Origin of the sequence: Microcoleus anatoxicus (assembly GCF_042465725.1) — a bacterium.
GTDB classification, from domain to species: Bacteria; Cyanobacteriota; Cyanobacteriia; order Cyanobacteriales; family Microcoleaceae; genus Microcoleus; species Microcoleus anatoxicus.
The window spans coordinates 4,107,962-4,125,963 of sequence record NZ_CP120853.1 but is presented as its reverse complement, the minus strand read 5'-3'; the positions used below and the strand labels follow the sequence as shown (position 1 = coordinate 4,125,963).

Annotated in this window: 13 protein-coding genes, 1 tRNA gene and 1 pseudogene; 8 read left to right on the top strand and 7 right to left on the bottom strand. The window is 43.9% G+C overall.

Features of this window, described 5'->3' with window-relative positions; translation table 11 throughout:
• Positions 1 to 130 precede the first annotated feature (130 nt).
• Positions 131 to 2,851: a class I SAM-dependent DNA methyltransferase gene (locus P2A85_RS17845; protein ID WP_377474332.1), complete on the bottom strand. Its 2,721-nt coding sequence runs from the start codon at positions 2,849 to 2,851 to the stop codon at positions 131 to 133.
• A 935-nt stretch (positions 2,852 to 3,786) separates the two neighbouring features.
• On the opposite strand from P2A85_RS17845, the gene P2A85_RS17840 reads away from it, so the two are divergent.
• From P2A85_RS17840 to ureC, 6 genes and pseudogenes are all read left to right on the top strand, one after another.
• Positions 3,787 to 4,662, top strand: coding sequence for an urease accessory protein UreD (locus P2A85_RS17840; protein WP_377474330.1), 876 nt, complete (start codon positions 3,787 to 3,789; stop codon positions 4,660 to 4,662).
• A gap of 52 nt (positions 4,663 to 4,714) precedes the next feature.
• Positions 4,715 to 5,041 (top strand): nucleotidyltransferase family protein, encoded by a 327-nt coding sequence (locus P2A85_RS17835; RefSeq protein WP_377474328.1) that lies wholly within the window; start codon positions 4,715 to 4,717, stop codon positions 5,039 to 5,041.
• Positions 5,028 to 5,363, top strand: coding sequence for a DUF86 domain-containing protein (locus P2A85_RS17830; RefSeq protein ID WP_377474326.1), 336 nt, complete (start codon positions 5,028 to 5,030; stop codon positions 5,361 to 5,363). Before P2A85_RS17835 ends, P2A85_RS17830 begins: the two co-directional genes overlap by 14 nt.
• A gap of 43 nt (positions 5,364 to 5,406) precedes the next feature.
• Positions 5,407 to 5,704 (top strand): annotated as a pseudogene (gene ureA / locus P2A85_RS17825) (urease subunit gamma).
• A gap of 32 nt (positions 5,705 to 5,736) precedes the next feature.
• Complete coding sequence (locus P2A85_RS17820) at positions 5,737 to 6,048, top strand: urease subunit beta (RefSeq protein WP_377474324.1); 312 nt, start codon at positions 5,737 to 5,739, stop codon at positions 6,046 to 6,048.
• 139 nt (positions 6,049 to 6,187) lie between these two features.
• Positions 6,188 to 8,026: an urease subunit alpha gene (gene ureC / locus P2A85_RS17815; protein ID WP_377474322.1), complete on the top strand. Its 1,839-nt coding sequence runs from the start codon at positions 6,188 to 6,190 to the stop codon at positions 8,024 to 8,026.
• Between the two features lie 80 nt (positions 8,027 to 8,106).
• On the opposite strand, the gene P2A85_RS17810 is transcribed toward ureC, so the two are convergent.
• The 3 genes from P2A85_RS17810 to P2A85_RS17800 form a co-directional block, all read right to left on the bottom strand.
• Positions 8,107 to 8,751 carry a hypothetical protein gene (locus P2A85_RS17810; protein ID WP_377474320.1) on the bottom strand — a complete coding sequence of 215 codons (645 nt, stop codon included), beginning with the start codon at positions 8,749 to 8,751 and terminating at the stop codon, positions 8,107 to 8,109.
• A 73-nt stretch (positions 8,752 to 8,824) separates the two neighbouring features.
• Entirely contained in the window at positions 8,825 to 9,820 is a 996-nt protein-coding gene (locus tag P2A85_RS17805; protein WP_377474318.1) for a pentapeptide repeat-containing protein, read from the bottom strand.
• Between the two features lie 114 nt (positions 9,821 to 9,934).
• Complete coding sequence (locus P2A85_RS17800) at positions 9,935 to 11,632, bottom strand: hypothetical protein (protein ID WP_377474316.1); 1,698 nt, start codon at positions 11,630 to 11,632, stop codon at positions 9,935 to 9,937.
• Between the two features lie 71 nt (positions 11,633 to 11,703).
• Between P2A85_RS17800 and P2A85_RS17795 the strand changes: the two genes are divergently transcribed.
• Positions 11,704 to 13,203: a phytoene desaturase family protein gene (locus P2A85_RS17795; protein WP_377474314.1), complete on the top strand. Its 1,500-nt coding sequence runs from the start codon at positions 11,704 to 11,706 to the stop codon at positions 13,201 to 13,203.
• A gap of 162 nt (positions 13,204 to 13,365) precedes the next feature.
• Here the strand turns inward: P2A85_RS17795 and P2A85_RS17790 are convergent.
• Positions 13,366 to 13,438 (bottom strand) — tRNA-Phe (locus P2A85_RS17790).
• A gap of 131 nt (positions 13,439 to 13,569) precedes the next feature.
• Here P2A85_RS17790 and P2A85_RS17785 point away from each other — a divergent pair.
• On the top strand, positions 13,570 to 16,257 hold the full coding sequence (locus P2A85_RS17785) for a phospholipid carrier-dependent glycosyltransferase (protein WP_377474312.1): 2,688 nt from the start codon (positions 13,570 to 13,572) through the stop codon (positions 16,255 to 16,257).
• Positions 16,258 to 16,334: 77 nt separating this feature from the next.
• On the opposite strand, the gene P2A85_RS17780 is transcribed toward P2A85_RS17785, so the two are convergent.
• Together P2A85_RS17780 and P2A85_RS17775 are read right to left on the bottom strand one after the other, a co-directional pair.
• A complete protein-coding gene (locus tag P2A85_RS17780) occupies positions 16,335 to 16,958 on the bottom strand; it encodes a fasciclin domain-containing protein (RefSeq protein ID WP_377474310.1) in 624 nt (207 codons plus the stop codon).
• A 170-nt stretch (positions 16,959 to 17,128) separates the two neighbouring features.
• Complete coding sequence (locus P2A85_RS17775; protein ID WP_377474308.1) at positions 17,129 to 17,911, bottom strand: MBL fold metallo-hydrolase; 783 nt, start codon at positions 17,909 to 17,911, stop codon at positions 17,129 to 17,131.
• Between the last annotated feature and the right edge of the window lie 91 nt (positions 17,912 to 18,002).

The following is an 18,002-nucleotide window of genomic DNA, read 5'->3' as shown; positions in this document are numbered from 1 at the left end:
GGGGGTGTGTCGTATCTAACTCCCCTCTAGAGAGGGGCCGGGGGTGTGTCGTATCTAACTCCCCTCTAGAGAGGGGCCGGGGGTGTGTCCGATCGATGTTTTGGGGTAGGGCAACGGCATTGCCGTTTCCTCAATTGCCTTCATTTGGGGCCGTGGGCCCAACTATTGGCTCGCCTTGTTTTTCGGTTTCTGCTAGTTCTAGATTTAATGCCAGCAATGAGTCTAATATATTGTCAATATCAGTAAATCCGTAAGCTTGGATTACTTGGCGATCGAGCTTAGCATGGAGTTTAAAGAGCTGACTTGTTGGCTCTTCAAAAAACTTATTGTAAAGTTGAGTAATTCCCCACTGTTTCGCTGACATTTGTTGCGTGCGGTATTCGTGCAATTCCACCGCAGTTCCCCGAATTTCCTCTACTAATTGACAAGTCGGTGTCTGGGGAAATGGGAAAGTTTCAAAGCAGGTGGTATTCGTGTATCGAGTGTCTCCTTTAAGTGTTGAGCTTTGAGCTTTAACCCAGAAGCGATGAACCTTTGATGTGAGAATGCCAAAAATGTAGAAGTCTTCTGAAGCAACAACAATATTTAAGTCACCTGGCAGCCAACTAACGGGAGCGGGAATGAAGACAGCCCATTTTGAGACTCTCGGTACAGTGAAGTAGTTAGATAAGGGTGCGATCGTTGTTCTCATTCCTAAGCGTTTTCCTTCATATTTCCACCAGTTGAGTTTTAGTGCTTCATTGCGATTATTCTGGCGTTCGATGGAAATAGTTGATTTCAATCGATTAAAAGGTAGTTCATAGTTGCTAGCTTCTTCTATTGTCATGTCATCAAAATCAATAATCCATCTATCGGGTACGCAGTTAGGATTTTTAGCTAGATTCGCCCCCATTGAAAAAAGTTTAATAACTTTCTGATTATTCAAATCAGCTTGAATCCAGTCCTTAGCCTCTTGTTCGGTAATAATAAATCCCTTACCATTAGGAACTACACCTTGAAAGCATTTATTTAAATTCACTGACAACCTAGCAGCTTGAGAAACATCAATCGTAGCTTGCAGCGAAGAGTTGATACTGGAAACCACGAGATTATCTAAATAGTAAACTTTCGGCTTTTCCTTACTCCAGTTAATCAAACTAACGTGAACCTTAGCTTCGCCAGACCAAGGCTGAGTAGAAACTGCCGCATAAAAGTGACCGCCATTTTGCGCGACATAATCTAAACCAGCAGCGCGACTTTTACCTTGACTAATTGAATTAGTAGCAACTAAACCAGCCCTGCCATTTAGTTCTAAATTATTGTGAGCAATGCGAAACCAATAAGCACAAAAATCCACCGAATCTTTCACATCAGGAAAGCGTTTAAACACGCGGTCAATATATTCATCTCCCAGGGCAATCCTCATGTGCTTGCCACCTAAAAATGGGGGATTGCCGATAATCGCGTCAGCCTTCACCCAATCAGTAAATAAAGCATCAGCACAGACAATATTTTTATCCAAAGTATCCAAAGGCAAAGAAGGTTCTTTCAATCCCAAATTGTCGATCGCCACTTTGCGGCCAATCATCAGCGTCACCCGCGCCAACTCCACCGCAAACGAGTTAACATCCATGCCGTAAAATTGCTGCGGCGTGACTAAATTCATATAACCTCTTGTACCGTCGCACAAGTTTAGCTTATCTAAAAGTAACTTTTCAACTTGCTTCAGTTCCTGATAAGCTACATAAAGAAAATTACCCGAACCGCAAGCCGGATCTAAGACGCGATAGCGACCTAATTCTTGGTGCAGATTTTGCAGTTTTGCTACGGTATTTGCAGCGTTAATTCGCTCTTCCCAATAATAGCTAATTGTGGGCAAAACAATGCGGCGAATGTCTCCCTCAGTAGTAAAGTGAATCCCGTAGGCGCGGCGCTGTTTTTTATCTGTTTTCAAAGCGGATTCAAAGATATTACCAAAAATAGAAGGGCGTACCTGACTCCAATTTTGTTCGGCACAAACTTCTAATATTTTCAACTCTCCCTGTTGCAGTTCAATGGGGTGTATTTCCGAAAATAATCCGCCGTTGAAATACTCGACTCCTTCATAACGTCCTGCTGGCGTGACTCCCTGCTGATTCATTGCTTGAAATAAGCCGCCCAAAACATCATAAGAACTTGCTCCTTCCAGACAATCTTTGACGCAGCGAGTAAAGAGTGCAGGCGGCAAAAGTCCCCGATCTTCGGCAAACATTGCTAAGACGCATTGCAACACAAATCGCTGGGCCTGAAACTGATTAAATTTAGCAAATTTGCGCTCTTTCCCGCGTTCAATTAACATTTCCAGCAGCATCCCCATTCTGCTAGCAGCTTTTTCGGTAATCTCGACTTGGTTGTTTTTGAATATGGGGCGGCGGCTGGTAGATTCCATGAAAGCAAAAGCAGGCGATCGCGCTGGCAATTGCTTTAGCGATATAATGTCTAAAGGTTCATCTGGCTGAACATCAAAATCGTAAATGTGAAACTCGTCAAAATTGCACATCATCACGTAGCGCGGGCGATCGTCTTTTTTGAGGCGAATATAATAGCGTTCTGTTTGGGTGCGGTGTTCTCTTTTAGTCAAATCTTCGCCGCGCTTTTTCATTTCAATCAAAACGTGCTTTTTCCACACCAAATCAGCAAATCCCATTTGACCTTTTTTGCTGCTTTTTTCGATGCGTTCCTCATAGGTTGCACCAGCTTCTAATGCCCCTTCATGACCGAACGCGCGAAAGAAGCGGTCTAAAAATACTTGTGCTTGTCCTTTTTCATCGCCTGTAATGTGTTGTTGGCAGTAGGTAACGAATTTCTGGAGGCTTTCAGGGGTGGCTGGCATGGGAGGATAATTTAAAACGCATATTAATTAGTATAATCTGCTATCTTGTATTATTGTTACAGGGTATCCCCGTAGGGACACGGCAATGCCCATTAGTGTCAACTTAAGACTAAAATCCTCTTGAAAAATCTGGGTTTTACGCCAAGTCTAGATCCCCCTAAATCCCCCTTAAGAAGGGGGACTTTGAGAAGAATCTTGTCCCCCCCTTCTTAAGGGGGGTTAGGGGGGATCGAATATTATTGTTACAGGGTATCCCCCTAGGGACACGGCAATGCCCATTAGTGTCAACTTAAGACTAAAATCCTCTTGAAAAATCTGGGTTTTACGCCAAGTCTAGATCCCCCTAAATCCCCCTTAAGAAGGGGGACTTTGAGAAGAATCTTGTCCCCCCCTTCTTAAGGGGGGTTAGGGGGGATCGAATATTATTGTTACAGGGTATCCCCCTAGGGACACGGCAATGCCCATTAGTGTCAACTTAAGACTAAAATCCTCTTGAAAAATCTGGGTTTTACGCCAAGTCTAGATCCCCCTAAATCCCCCTTAAGAAGGGGGACTTTGAGAAGAATCTTGTCCCCCCCTTCTTAAGGGGGGTTAGGGGGGATCGAATATTATTGTTACAGGGTATCCCCCTAGGGACACGGCAATGCCCATTAGTGTCAACTTAAGACTAAAATCCTCTTGAAAAATCTGGGTTTTACGCCAAGTCTAGATCCCCCTAAATCCCCCTTAAGAAGGGGGACTTTGAGAAGAATCTTGTCCCCCCCTTCTTAAGGGGGGTTAGGGGGGATCGAAGTTAATAGTCAAACAGCAGTCTGTGAATAGGTTTGACGTTAAGTTGACACCAATGGGCTCTTGGAGTGTCCCTACGGGGAGTAGCGGGTGCGGGTAGTAATAGTATATTTGTGATAATGTCTATTCTTTAATTCTAAAAATCTGTGATTCAAAACTCGACTGAAGAACCTACAAATAACATTCAAAATGGATGGCACGGCCGTCTAAACTTAGTCTATGCTAACCGCGACGGCTCAACTCAAATCATCCAAAATCAAATGCAAGCGCCCCTGAAAGTGCAGCGCCCGTTCTATCCTGAAGGTAAAGAGATTTGTCACAGTGTCATTTTACACACGGCTGGAGGAGTTGTGGGGGGCGATCGGCTTTCGAGTCATTTTCACCTCCAACCCAACGCCAAAGCCTTGATTACCAGCGCTGCTGCTGCTAAAATCTATCGCAGTAACGGACTAGAATCGCAACAAAATATTGACATAAAACTAGAACTAGGTGCTAATTTAGAATGGCTACCACAGGAAACAATCGTTTTTGATGGCGCAATGTATCAGCAAAACTTGCGGGTAGAATTAGCACCAAAAGCGACTATTTTACTGTGGGAAATTACCCGATTTGGACGCAGTGCTAGGGGCGAAAAATTCTTGTCTGGAAAATGGCGATCGTACACCGAAATCTGGCAACAAAACAGCCCCTTATGGATTGACAGACAATTGCTCAAAGGTGGAGAAACCATGCTCGAAAGTCCTCACGGTTTAGCAGGAAAACCCGTAGTTGCCACCCTCGCTTGGGTTGGCGAAACCGTCACAGCAGAACTCGTAGAAAAAGTACGAGCTTTGCCATCTGAGGCAACAATTTACCCTGGGAATTGTACCATCGGTGTGACTCGTATTCCTAACGGTTTGCTGTGCCGATATCGCGGTACATCCACCACCGCAGCTAGAGACTGGTTTGTCAGCATTTGGCACTTGCTGCGCTTATCTTTTTCAGAACGCCCTTGCTGTTTGCCGCGCGTTTGGATAAAATAGGAATACATTTGAGTTTTAATGTATAGTTGCCATCCTAACTATAGTAAATAAAATGCAACTCACGACCCCAGAACCAGACAAACAACTTCCCATTAGTATTCCCCATGACCAGATAGCTGAGTTTTGTCAGAAAAATGCGATCGCCAAACTTTCTCTTTTCGGTTCAATCCTGCGAAGCGACTTTAGACCCGACAGTGACATTGACTTGCTGGTAGAATTTATCCCAGGAAACAAAATCGGATGGCGGATAGTCACTATGGAAATTGAGCTAACAGAAATGTTAGGACGCCAAGTAGATTTGCGAACACCGGAAGAATTGAGTAAATATTTTCGACAAAAAGTTCTTGATTCAGCACAGGTGTTGTATGTTCATAGATAATAATACTCGTCTGCATCATATGCTGAATGCGGCCAAAGAAGCTGTATTATTTTCTGCAAACACAAACAGGAAGGATCTTGACACTAACCGAATGTTAACATTATCCTTAGTCAAGTGTATTGAGATTGTCGGCGAGGCTGCTTCTCGCATCAGTACAGACCGTCAAAAGGAATTACCACAAATCCCGTGGTCACAAGTCATCGGTATGAGGAATCGCTTGATTCACGCTTACTTCGAGGTAAACTTAGATATAGTTTGGGATGTCATTACCGATGATTTACCATTCTTGATAGTTGAACTTGAAAAAATAATTGAATCCTAGTTTAATTATAGTAAATAATTCGATCGCACTCACCAGAATAACAATGCAACTCACCCCCCAAGAAAAAGACAAACTGCTGATTTTCACTGCCGCCCTAGTAGCAGAGCGCCGGAAACAAAGAGGTTTAAAATTAAACTATCCAGAAGCACTAGCCTACATTTCCGCCGCCATTTTAGAAGGAGCCAGAGATGGCCTCACCGTCGCTGATTTAATGAGTTATGGCACAACTCTCCTGACGCGGGAAGATGTGATGGAAGGGATACCAGAAATGGTGCATGAAGTCCAGGTGGACTTTTCCTGATGGAACTAAACTCGTTACAGTACACGATCCGATCCGTTAAAAAATTAACTCATAAACTCACAGGAGGAAAAGATGATTCCCGGAGAAATGATTGTTTTAGCAGGTGAAATAGAACTAAATGCAGGGCGTGAAACAGTCCGGTTGCTGGTAGGAAATACAGGCGACAGACCCATCCAAGTCGGCTCCCACTACCATTTTTATGAAGCTAACGAAGCATTAGAATTTAATCGAGAACAAGCAAAAGGAATGCGATTGGATATTCCCGCAGGTACAGCAGTTAGATTTGAACCGGGAGATGAAAGAGAAGTGCAATTAGTACCTTTTGTTGGTAGTCGTGAAGTCTACGGCTTTAATGGAAAAGTGAATGGTGAGTTAGATGGATGAGAGACTATTAGACATCTCCCATAATTATTGTAGAACAGGCATCCTGCCTGTTCTTCACAGGGTTTTTGGGAGATGTTTATTAGACTCTTGTCAACAAAATTGTGCAAATAACAAATAATTCAGTGAGGAGCTAATTAATATGAGTTACAGAATGGATCGCCGCGCTTATGCGGAAACTTTTGGGCCGACTGTGGGCGATCGCGTCAGGTTAGCGGATACTGAATTATTCATTGAAGTTGAACAAGATTTCACAACCTACGGCGATGAAGTCAAATTTGGTGGCGGGAAAGTCATCCGCGACGGTATGGGACAATCCCCAATTTCTAATGCTGACGGCGCTGTTGACACGGTAATTACTAATGCTTTAATATTAGATTGGTGGGGCATTGTTAAAGCAGATGTTGGGATTAAAGAAGGCAAAATTTACAAGATTGGTAAAGCCGGAAATCCTTATATTCAAGACAGAATAGATATTATTATTGGACCTGGTACAGAAGTAATTGCTGGCGAAGGCATGATTCTGACTGCGGGGGGAATTGACACTCACATTCACTTTATTTGTCCGCAGCAAATTGAAGTGGCGATCGCCTCTGGAATCACTACCATGATCGGCGGTGGTACAGGCCCTGCAACGGGTACAAACGCCACAACTTGCACTCCCGGACCTTGGCATATGTCCCGAATGCTGCAAGCTGCGGATGCTTTTCCCGTCAATTTAGGATTTTTAGGTAAAGGAAATACCAGTCAACCCCAAGCATTAATTGAACAAGTATTGGCCGGTGCCATGGGTTTAAAATTGCACGAAGATTGGGGAACTACACCAGCAACAATTGATACTTGTTTAAGTGTAGCTGACGAATACGACGTGCAAGTTGCAATTCACACCGATACTCTCAACGAAGCAGGATTTGTAGAAGCAACAATTGCCGCTTTCAAGAATCGAGCAATCCATACTTATCACACTGAAGGTGCAGGCGGTGGACACGCGCCGGATATTATCAAAGTTTGCGGCCAAGCTAATGTTTTGCCCTCGTCAACTAACCCGACTCGCCCTTATACTGTCAACACTTTGGAAGAACATTTAGATATGTTGATGGTGTGTCACCATTTGGATCGAAGTATTCCTGAAGATGTGGCTTTTGCTGAATCGAGAATTAGAAGAGAAACGATTGCTGCTGAGGATATCTTGCACGATTTAGGTGCTTTTAGTATGATTTCTTCGGACTCTCAGGCGATGGGAAGGGTTGGGGAAGTGATTATTCGGACTTGGCAAACGGCACATAAAATGAAAGTGCAGCGTGGTAATTTACCCCCCCTAACCCCCCCTTATCAAGGGGGGAAATTAGGAGTAACCCCCCCTTATCAAGGGGGAATTTTACCCCCCCTAACCCCCCCTTATCAAGGGGGGGGATCTGAAATAACTCCCCCTTATCAATGGGGGGGAATGGAGGGAGAAAATGATAATTTTCGGGCTAAGCGGTATATTGCAAAATACACGATTAATCCGGCGATTACTCATGGAATTAGTCAGTATGTTGGTTCTATTGAAGAGGGGAAATTGGCGGATTTGTGTTTGTGGAGACCGGCATTTTTTGGGGTGAAACCGGAGATGGTGATTAAGGGAGGGGCGATCGCCTATTCGCAGATGGGAGATGCTAACGCCAGCATTCCTACGCCACAGCCGGTGCATATGCGGCCGATGTTTGGTAGTTTTGGCGGTGCGATCGGGGCTACTTGTCTGACGTTTGTTTCTCAGGCTGCGTGCGATCGCAATATTGCCGCACAGCTAGGTTTACAAAAGCCAACAGTAGCAGTTTCGGGCACGCGACAAATTACTAAAAGAGACATGAAACTCAACGATTATTTGCCCACAATGGAAGTCGATCCAGAAACCTATGAAGTGAGGGCGGATGGAGAATTGCTGATTTGCGAACCTGCAAATATTTTACCAATGGCGCAGCGATACTTTTTGTTTTAAGCCGATTATCCAATCATGTAGGGGCGGGTTTCACCAACTGTCTATGTGAAAAACTAACGATCTCGTAAACCCGCCCCGCTCTAATTAAACTTACTTAATTCGGGATTTGATGTCTTGTTATAAAATTTGAGCGATCGCAGTATCAAACCCTGGCAAACAAACCAAAAATAAAGCGCAATATTGACCCCACTTAACAACTTAGGAATACCCTCAACCAAACTGGAAATTACCTCATCTTTCAACGGCCATGCTTCCGCAAAAAAAGCCAACAATAATAAACCCACGCCACTTGCTAACAAAAAGTAAGGCGTTGATTTGATTTGCCTTCTAAAAGTTAATCCATAAGCTGCGGCAGCAACAGCGTAGATAAGAACTATTATAATTTTAGGAAAGCCAGCGCGTCCGAGGTGAACGTGGGTGCGGAAAACTTCATTGAACAGGAAAAATCCCGTAACTAGGGCTGAACCTAAAATAAACTGATTTTCGGGACGATTCGGTTGAGTAATTCTTAGCAAACCAAAGCTAAAAACGCAAATCATCACAGAGAAATAAAACAGCATTTGAAACATCAGAAATAAGAAACCCGCACCCGGATATGTCGCAAGACAAGGCGGAAAAAATAGCCCTTTTACCGAATAACCGAATAAACTCAGACACAAAGTCACTAGCCCAACCAGCAGTAAAGTTAAGCTATTGAACAAAAAAACAGTTCTGTAATTTACCATAATCAATGACTCAAACTAATATCAGGCTCTCCAATTCCCAATGTCCAATTCCCAATTCCCCATTCCCAAAAATTTACCCATTAATTTCTCCATTCGGCATGATTGTACCCCGAAACTTCGCCCCGGCTAAATTAACAGTGCTCAAATCTACCCTAATCAAACTTGCGCGGTGTAAAATTACATCCCGTAAATCCGTTTTAGCCATGTAAGTATCAGTCAAATCGGCTTCAGTTAAATTTGCCTGATTGAAATTAGCACGACTCAAATCCGCCCTCACCAAATTAGCTCGACTCAAATTCGCCATAATTAAACTAGCATTGTTCAATTTAACATCAGGAAGAAAAGCACCATGTAAGTTAGCGCCTGCGAATTCAGCATCTATTAATATAGCTCTTTCTAACTTGGCATTTGTCATTACAGCCCAGGAAAAATTGGTCTCAGTCAAATTTGTGTCAGTCAAAAATACATTGTCCAAAATAGCTTCGCTCAAATTTGCTTGACTCAAATTTGCCTCTCGGAGAGAAGCTTCAGTCAAATTGGCTCGACTTAGATCTGCTTTAGTCAAATCAGCACCCTGTAAATTGACTCCGCGCAAATCGGCACCTTGCAAATTTGCACCCCGCAAATTTGCTCCATCAAAAACTCGCTGCTCCTTCCGCAAATTTGCACCCCGCAAGCACGCACCGCGCATATCTGCACCTTGCAAATTGACACCTCGCATATCCGCATCAGTCAAATTTGCATCGATTAAGATAGCCAAACATATGTTGGCTCTGCGAAAGTCAGCATTTTGTAAAGTAGCTCCGTGAAAGTCTGCATCGGACAAATTTGCTGAACTTAGATTTGCCTGATTCAAGTTAGCACCGCCAAATTTGACCTTGGTTAAATTTGCACGTTGAAGGTTAATTCTACTCAGATATGCCATTGCTAAGTTTGCACCCGATAAGTCGGCGCTGCTTAAATTCACACCTATTAAATCGGCACCACTTAGATAGACACCTCTCAGATTCATACCTTCAAAATCAATTTCACCTGATGTATATCGTCTTAATAATTCGCTAGCATTCATATTTGGTGCTGGTTAATTGAGTGACTAAAATCTGGTAATTTGGTATTTCGGGAATTGGATTTTTACGGGCAAATTTAGTGGATGTATGCGTGGAATTATTGGCAGATTTTATGACTAATTCATTTTACTGACAAAATCTTGAGTCCAGACTACACTTTTGTTACCTAGCTGTCGCCCGTGAATTTTCACTTTATGGAGAAACTTCGATTTTAAAGTACAAAGTTTTTTGTAAATATAGGTCGCAGTATTTTGTTGATTTGGTGCGACGGGGGCTGAGTCCAAAATGATGTGGAGCCAACCGTCTTTAAATCCCGCTGTAGCCGTAATTCCTTGAGGCTGTAGCAATTGATTGATTAAGGTGGCGATCGCCTTGGGATTTCCTTGTCTTGCCATTTCCAGTAGCTGCTGCTGGCTGGGTTTTTGGCTAGATTTATTTGATTCTGGTTGCGAAACATTACCGTCAAAATCCTCGGCTCTTTCAGAAGTAAATTGTCCCCTTTCTTTTGACTCCAAGTCGCTCAAAATTTTCATTAATTTATAGGTAAACCCCTGAACTTCTCCTACATAATCTCTGAGAATTTTATATTTCCAGTACAAGCGCTCCTCTACACTTTCTGTTGAAAACTGTCGATTCAGAGCCGATTCTAAATCACTGAATATGTTTTCTATTTTGGCCGTAGCGGAGTTAGCACTTTGAATTACTAAGGATTTAATTTCTTCTTCTAAGCCCAATTTTTGTTTGATAGATTCGCTAATATTTATACTATTCTCAGGGGAAATATAACTTCCCGCAGTAGCCTGATTTTCTTCATTCGATGAAGTCTTTTTCAATTCCTGTTGAAAATTAATCGGCGAATTATTAGTGTTTATTTCGGTTTGCTGAACTGGTGAATTTTCTCCGATTCCGGTCACGAAGTAACTATCCGGGGAGTTAGAAGCATACTGAATGGGAGAAGATTCAATCATGTGAGTAATATCGCCAGCTTCAAAATAATCTTTTGTGCCGTTACTCTGCTTGTTATCTTCATAAATATTATTGATTAAGTGCGTCTGATCGTAATCTTCTCCCGCCACCTCTTCCCTAGAAATATTTGGTGATTCAGGTTCTATTTTGGCGTAACAAGGATTCATCGCTTGGATAATGACGCTAGCTGTTTGGTCATTTTCATCTGTGTTTTCCAGAGTGCTCGCAGTTCTGTACAATTGAGATTCGAGTTCTCCTAGGGTGGGACAGACGTTAAACAGTTGTCGCAGCAGGGTATCTAGTTCTTGGCTTTTCAGCAGCAACCAGTCGCGATCGCTAAAAGTAAATTCATGATAAAGACTCGAAAAAATTAGTATTTTCGCCCTCAGCGGATTTGTTTGCTGCAATATTTTTTGTCTGACATCAAATAAAATTCCGGGGTTTCTTTCTGTTTCGTTGCTACCTGGGATTTCCGCACTAAATTCCTCTTGAAATGCCGGCAGACTCTCACCGCCAAATCTAGATATGTTTGTTTCTAAATTGGTCATGTCTTCAAATTCATACAGCCTACTCAGTTGACAGATGATGAGGTCTGCCACTAAAGCGTACTCTGCTTTTTTGTTGACTTTAGAAACTATAATATTTAAAACTGTCTCAATATCTTCTAAAGTGCTATATTTGGTACATAATTCTTGGATCAGAATACCTAAATCTGTGTTACCTAGTTTTCCGACATCGTTTTCCCAATATTCTTTGCACGCGAAAAATATTATTCTTTTAATCCGCGAGATATTGACATCTTGTTCCAACTCGCGAACAACCTCATCTAAAATAGATAAAGGTTTCATAGTTTTCTACCTCCAAAAAATACCCTGTCAACAATTACCAAGAAACAATAAAATTATACCACATTTAAAAGATGCCAGACTTTGATGTAATTGTAATTGGGAGTGGCATTGGCGGCTTAGTCGCGGCATCAATGCTAGCTCGCTACGGTCAGCGGGTACTTGTGTGCGAAAGTCATACCATAGCCGGTGGTGCGGCTCACAGTTTTTCGCGCCGGGGATTTCATTTTGATTCGGGACCTTCTTTTTATTGTGGTTTGACTGACCCCCAGTCCCTCAATCCTTTGCGACAAGTGTTGGAGATTTTGGAGGAATCCATCGCCACAATTCCCTACGACCCCTTGGGGCATTATCATTTTCCAGAGGGAAGTTTGCCAGTTTATGCTAATGGAAAAAAATACTTAGATGCTGTAGCTGAGTTTACACCACAAGGCGCGAAGGAATTGCAGCAATTCCAACAAAATTTATTAGTTTTATATGAAGCTTTGCGGGGAATTCCGGCTGTGGCGCTTAGAGCTGATTGGCAGTTAATACCTGTTTTGCTGTTTCGGTACTGGCCATCTATGCTGAAATTGCTGCCGCTTGTAGGGGTGATAGGAGGTGCTGCGGGTGTGTTGATGGATAGGGATGTGAGGGACCCTTGGGTGCGACGTTTGATCGATTTGGAGTGCTTTTTGCTGTCTGGCTTGAAGGCGGAGGGAACTGTCGCGCCGGAAATCGCTTTTATGATTGGGGAACGATCGCGCTCAGTTATAGAATATCCCGTCGGCGGCAGTGGTGCGATCGTCGATGCTTTAGTCCGAGGCTTGCAGCGCTGGGGGGGAAAGTTGCGCCTGGGAACACCAGTCGAGCAAATTTTAGTTGAATCGGGGAGAGCAACTGGTGTTCGCTTGCAAAATGGCGAAATTATCCGCGCACCAATTACCATCTCCAATGCGACAATCTGGGATACTTATACCAAGTTGCTATCACCAGAAGATTTACCAAAAAATTATCGCCAAATTGCCTTATCAACGCCAGCGGTAGAAAGTTTCATGCACCTGCATTTAGGTATTAAAGCTGAAGGACTCGCAGGTTTGACTGGGCATCACGTCGTTGTCCATGACAGTAACATTGATATTACAGTACCCGGAAATACTTGCATGATTTCGATTCCTACGGTTTGGGATGCCAATCTCGCACCGCCGGGACATCACGCCATTCATGCTTATACACTGGAACCCTACGAAGGTTGGGAATATGGGGAATTATATCAACAGAAAAAGCAAGAGCGATCGCAATCTCTGTTCAAAGCTCTAGAAAAAATTATACCGGATTTGCGGAGGCGAATTGTCCTAGAGTCGATCGGCACACCCCTAACCCACGCCCGATTTTTGCACCGATATCAAGGTACTTATGGGCCTGGAATCCCCGCCGGCAAAGGCACATTTCCCGGTCCACAAACACCAGTCAAAGGTTTGTATCGAGTAGGAGACAGTACCATGCCAGGAATTGGCGTACCTGCGGTGGCCGCATCAGGAATTCTGTGCGCGAATACTCTGGTTAATTCCGATATCACGGCACAATTTTTGTAGTGTTATAGTTATTAGTCAACAGCAATGCGTAGTCCAAGGACTCTTGGACTACGCTCAGGAAGCGCCTAGGGATGGACCAAGCGCCACCTAGTCAAAGGGTCATTAACCATTGGTAACTATTAACGGTGAACCGTTAACAATGATTTAAACAAAATACTCATATGCCAGGAACGAGACTTGAACTCGTGACACGTGGATTTTCAGTCCACTGCTCTACCAACTGAGCTATCCCGGCGTTTTTTTCATGCTTAACTACCGTAACACAGAGATATGGAATTAGCAAGTAGTTTTCTAAAAAAAAATTCGATCGCGCGGGAACCCCCCCGCCTGTAAGCTAAAAGCTGCAACTTAAAACCCAAAATCGCAATGGCACGGCAACATCGGGGCAATGGGGACAACAGTCTGCTAGTCCTCGGCCTAATTTGGCTGGTGGGGGCGATGAGCGATCGCCTCTGGTTCACCTTCGATCGCTCTGTCCCCGCCTGGGATCAAGCAGAATACCTCACCAGCACCCTGAATTACTTACAGGTACTCCAACATCCCCAATGGTTATCGGGAGAATGGTGGACCAACTTCTGGCTACTTTCCACCAAAATTCCGCCCTTAATTTTTATTGCCACAGTGCCGTTTTTGCGTATATTTGGGACTCGGCCCGATGAAGCAACCTTAGTTTTTTTATTATTTAGTGCCATTCTCCTGGTTTCAGTTTACTGTCTGAGCGTCCAATTATTTAATCGGCAAGTCGGTTTGTGGGCCGCTGCAATTTGTGTAGTTTTACCAGGATTATATCGGTTCCGCTTGCAATTTTTACTCGACTATCCTGTCACTGCTGCGATTACTTTGACTTTCTTTTGTCTGACAATGTGGAAGGCTTCTGAAGCCAGAGAGTCCTTCGACTTAGCTCAGAGTACCTTGAGGGAAGAAGTCACCTATGACAGGGATGTTGATGGAAATAGGCGGATGAATTCTCCCAAACAGGGAAAAGTTTCGTCTCTTTCTATCTCATCTTACTTTTGGGCGATCGCAAGCGGCATTTCTCTCGGTTTATCCATCCTCGCCAAACACACCACCGTATTATTTCTATTTACCCCCATTGTCTGGTTAGCTGTCGGCACTTTCCGACAAAAAGCTTGGGGAAGATTAGCTCAATTAGTCGGTGCTTTATTACTATCACTGGCAGTATTTGGACCTTGGGCAAAAACGAATTGGTTGTTAATTTTGACCGGGGGAAAACGGGCAACTTTCGATTCTGCCATCGCCGAAGGAGACCCAGCGCTCAATACAATCAATGCTTGGATTTACTACGGTCAACACTTACCAGAACAGGTTTCTTGGCCGCTGTTACTCATTCCCTTAGTCGGATTGCTACTTTATTATTGGCGACATCGAGGGCATCTGGGGTCAAGTTTTCAGCTTAATTCCTGTGGGTGGCTGGCTATTTTTTGGGTAGGAGCTTATCTGATTAATTCGGTCAACATTAATAAAGACGGTCGCTATGTTGTGCCCTATTTACCAGTTTTATCAATTTTCTTAGCATACTTTTTGACTATGTGGCCCCAAAGATGGGGAAGGCAAATTCGCTGGGGTACAATGGGCTTAGCAACACTGGCGATGTTGTTTCATATGTGGCCGCTGGGAGGTGCTCTAGGACATAATTTAGTCGAAATGGTGAGTCCGGGAAATTCGAGTTATCCTTACTTGGGGAAAGAGTGGCCGCACCGAGAAGTAATTGCAGAAATTATTCAGACGGAACCTTATTTACAATCGACTTTAGGTGTCTTACCTTCCACACCGGAAATTAATCAGCATAATTTGAATTATTATGGTGCTTTGGCTAATTTTCAGGTTTACGGGCGACAGGTGGGGACAAATTTAAAAGAAGTGCCGCAAGATGTACGATCGCTTTCTTGGTTTGTCACTAAAACGGGAGACCAAGGTTCGATTCGCGAACGGATTAAGACTGCTCAAAATGCAGCAGTGGCTGCTATCGAAAAAGGCGATAAATTTCTGTTGCAAAAAACTTGGTTTTTGCCTGATTTTACTAATTTGAATCTTTATCGGAAGCGATGGCGGGCTGTGGAAGTCCAGCCTTTGAATGAAGCGCGATCGCAAGTACAATTAGAGCAAGTTACTGTTCCAGCCAGAGCAGTTCCCGGTGTTCCGATTCCAGTAACATATATTTGGTCTGGGCCTTGGCGGCAGTTGCAGTCGGGTTTAGTCTTGGTAACATGGAAAAATCGCGGAGGTAGCGAAATCCAACAGCCGGGACAAACTTCTGAGATTTTACACGATCGCGCGATCGCCCAAGGGACTTTGCATCCGGGGATGCTGGAGGCTGATAAATTTGCTGTGGGATTTCGAGTTGTCGATCGCACTGCCATGCTTCCTCCTGCTAATATTGCACCAGGAAGTTACAATCTCGAAGCTACTTATCTGAATCGGAACACCGGAGAAACTTATCCGATGAATGTGGGGACAGTTAGTGTTAGGATTGAGCCAGAGTCGGCGAACCAGAAACAAAACCAGAAGCAGAAGAACCAGAAGCCTGGGAATGAGGATAATCTAGAAAAGGTTGAGTTGGATTTGGTGACTCAATTGAGGACAATGGCTGCTAATTTACCGAAAGGATTGCCCGGTTTAGAACCAGTGTTTGAGCAGATTGGACGCATCAATCAGTACGATCCAACTCAAGATTATACCATACAAGCGGAACAAGCCTTTGAATATCGATTGCACCAACAACCAAACAATCTAGAATTGGCCTATGGGTTGGCATTGTCTAGGGCATTGCAACAGAATGTCAATGGTGCGATCGCAGCTTTAGAAAAAGTCACTCAACTCGACTCAAAAAACCCCTACGCCTATGCTTATCTCGCTTTTGTCAACCTTTATGGTTGGCATCCCAAAGCTGCGGAAACTGCCTTAAAACCTGCTCTTGCTCTCAACCCGAATCTACCGGAAATTAGAGTATTGAATGGTGTCGCCACACTCTTACAAGGCAATCTGATCCAAGCATGGCAAGATCTACAATACTTGAAAAAACTCAAACTTTAAAAATCATGTTTGAGTTTTTTCATCGAAGAAATCAACTCCTGATTACGAACCAGGTAATCAGGAATTCAATCGTCCTTCTATTTGGCATCAGCCGGGATCAAAACCTTATCAATTACGTGAATCACGCCGTTGCTAGCTTTGATATCAGCTTTCACGACATTAGCACCATCTACTGTCACCTTGCCGCCACTAACTACTACCTTTAGGGGAGTTTTTTCAACACTGGTAACATTACCGGATTTCAAGCCAGTAGATAAAACAGCACCAGGAACAACGTGATAAGTCAAAATCTTGGTCAGTTTAGCTTTGTTCGCGGGTTTGAGCAAATCATCCAAAGTGCCTTTTGGTAAAGCAGCGAAGGCCGCATCTGTCGGCGCGAACACAGTGAACGGGCCTTTTCCTTGTAAAGTTGAAACTAATCCTGCGACTGTTAAAGCCTTGGTTAATGTTTTGAATTGAGCGTCGCCTGATGCAATGGCGACAATATCCTTAGCAGCCATTGTTGTTGGTGAAGCGGTTGGTGCGGGGGAAGCAGCGGTTTTGACGTTTCCAGCCACTTGTTGAGTTGGAGTTGCACTAGCAACATTAGTTTTGGCGTTGATGTGCGCCCAAGCTGGGAAACCAATGAGGGCGCTAGCGCCGATTACTCCTGCAAAACCTGTCAGTTTTTTCATCAAGTTAGGTAAATTTTGATTTTTCATTGCGCTTGCATTTCCTTATGACAATAAAACAATGGACTTGAATTCTTTTGTTAGCCTGTTGTGCACTGCGAGGCAATGCTTGGAAAGGCTAAACTAGAGGTAGAATCTGCTTAGATTGTCGATCGCACCAAAACTTCCTTAATATAACGCAACATTCGCAAAAAAGTGGCTCAAGCGCTAAATTTGTAACTCAAAACCTCAATCACCGAACCGCTCGGTGGCAAAGAATTCGATCGAATGGAAATGGTATCATTATTCAATCGACTGACTGGCGTGCCATCCATCAGCGCCAAGAATTCATCTAGTGTGGCCAAATCGCACGCAGCAGCATCAGCAGCTTGGGTTTTGAAGTGTGTAGGAATCACCATCTTTGGTTTGAGAAGTTGCAAAGTTTGCTTTGCTTCGGCAGGAGTATAGGCTTTCGGGCCACCACCGACGGGAATCAGCACTACATCTGGACGCCCGATCAAGATTTGTTCTTCAATGCCGATCGGAGCTGCAACTCCACCGAGATGTAAGATTTTAACACCAGCTTGCTCCCACAGCCAAGCCACATTTACCCCAAATCGCCGTCCTCCCTCGCGGTCTTTTTCCATGCGAATCCCTTGCAGTCGCAGCCCATTTGACTGATAAGACCCCGGTTCGTACAAAAGACCGGGATTGCCAGAAAATCCGTCTATCGCCCCTTCATCGAGCAACCGACTGGTAATCAGAATCAAATCTGTAGCGACTTTAGGAGATCTATAGCCCGCCGTACAGCCCAGGGGACGAAAAGGATTCACCAGCACCCTTGCACCGCCTCCTGTAAACAAAAAGCAAGTGTGGCCCAACCACTGAACCGACAAAGAATCAGCAGTTTGAGCCAAATAGCTTTCCCATCCAGATGGCAAACCAGTTGCTAAAGCTGCCAGCAAACTTGTCTGTGCGTAACGCATTAATTGTCGCCGTTTCATCTTTTGGTGCTGTTATCGGGTGTTGGTCGTCTGTCGTTATACCACAAATTAGGATTTTATCGCTCAATTTGTTTCGGGGGAACCCAAAATC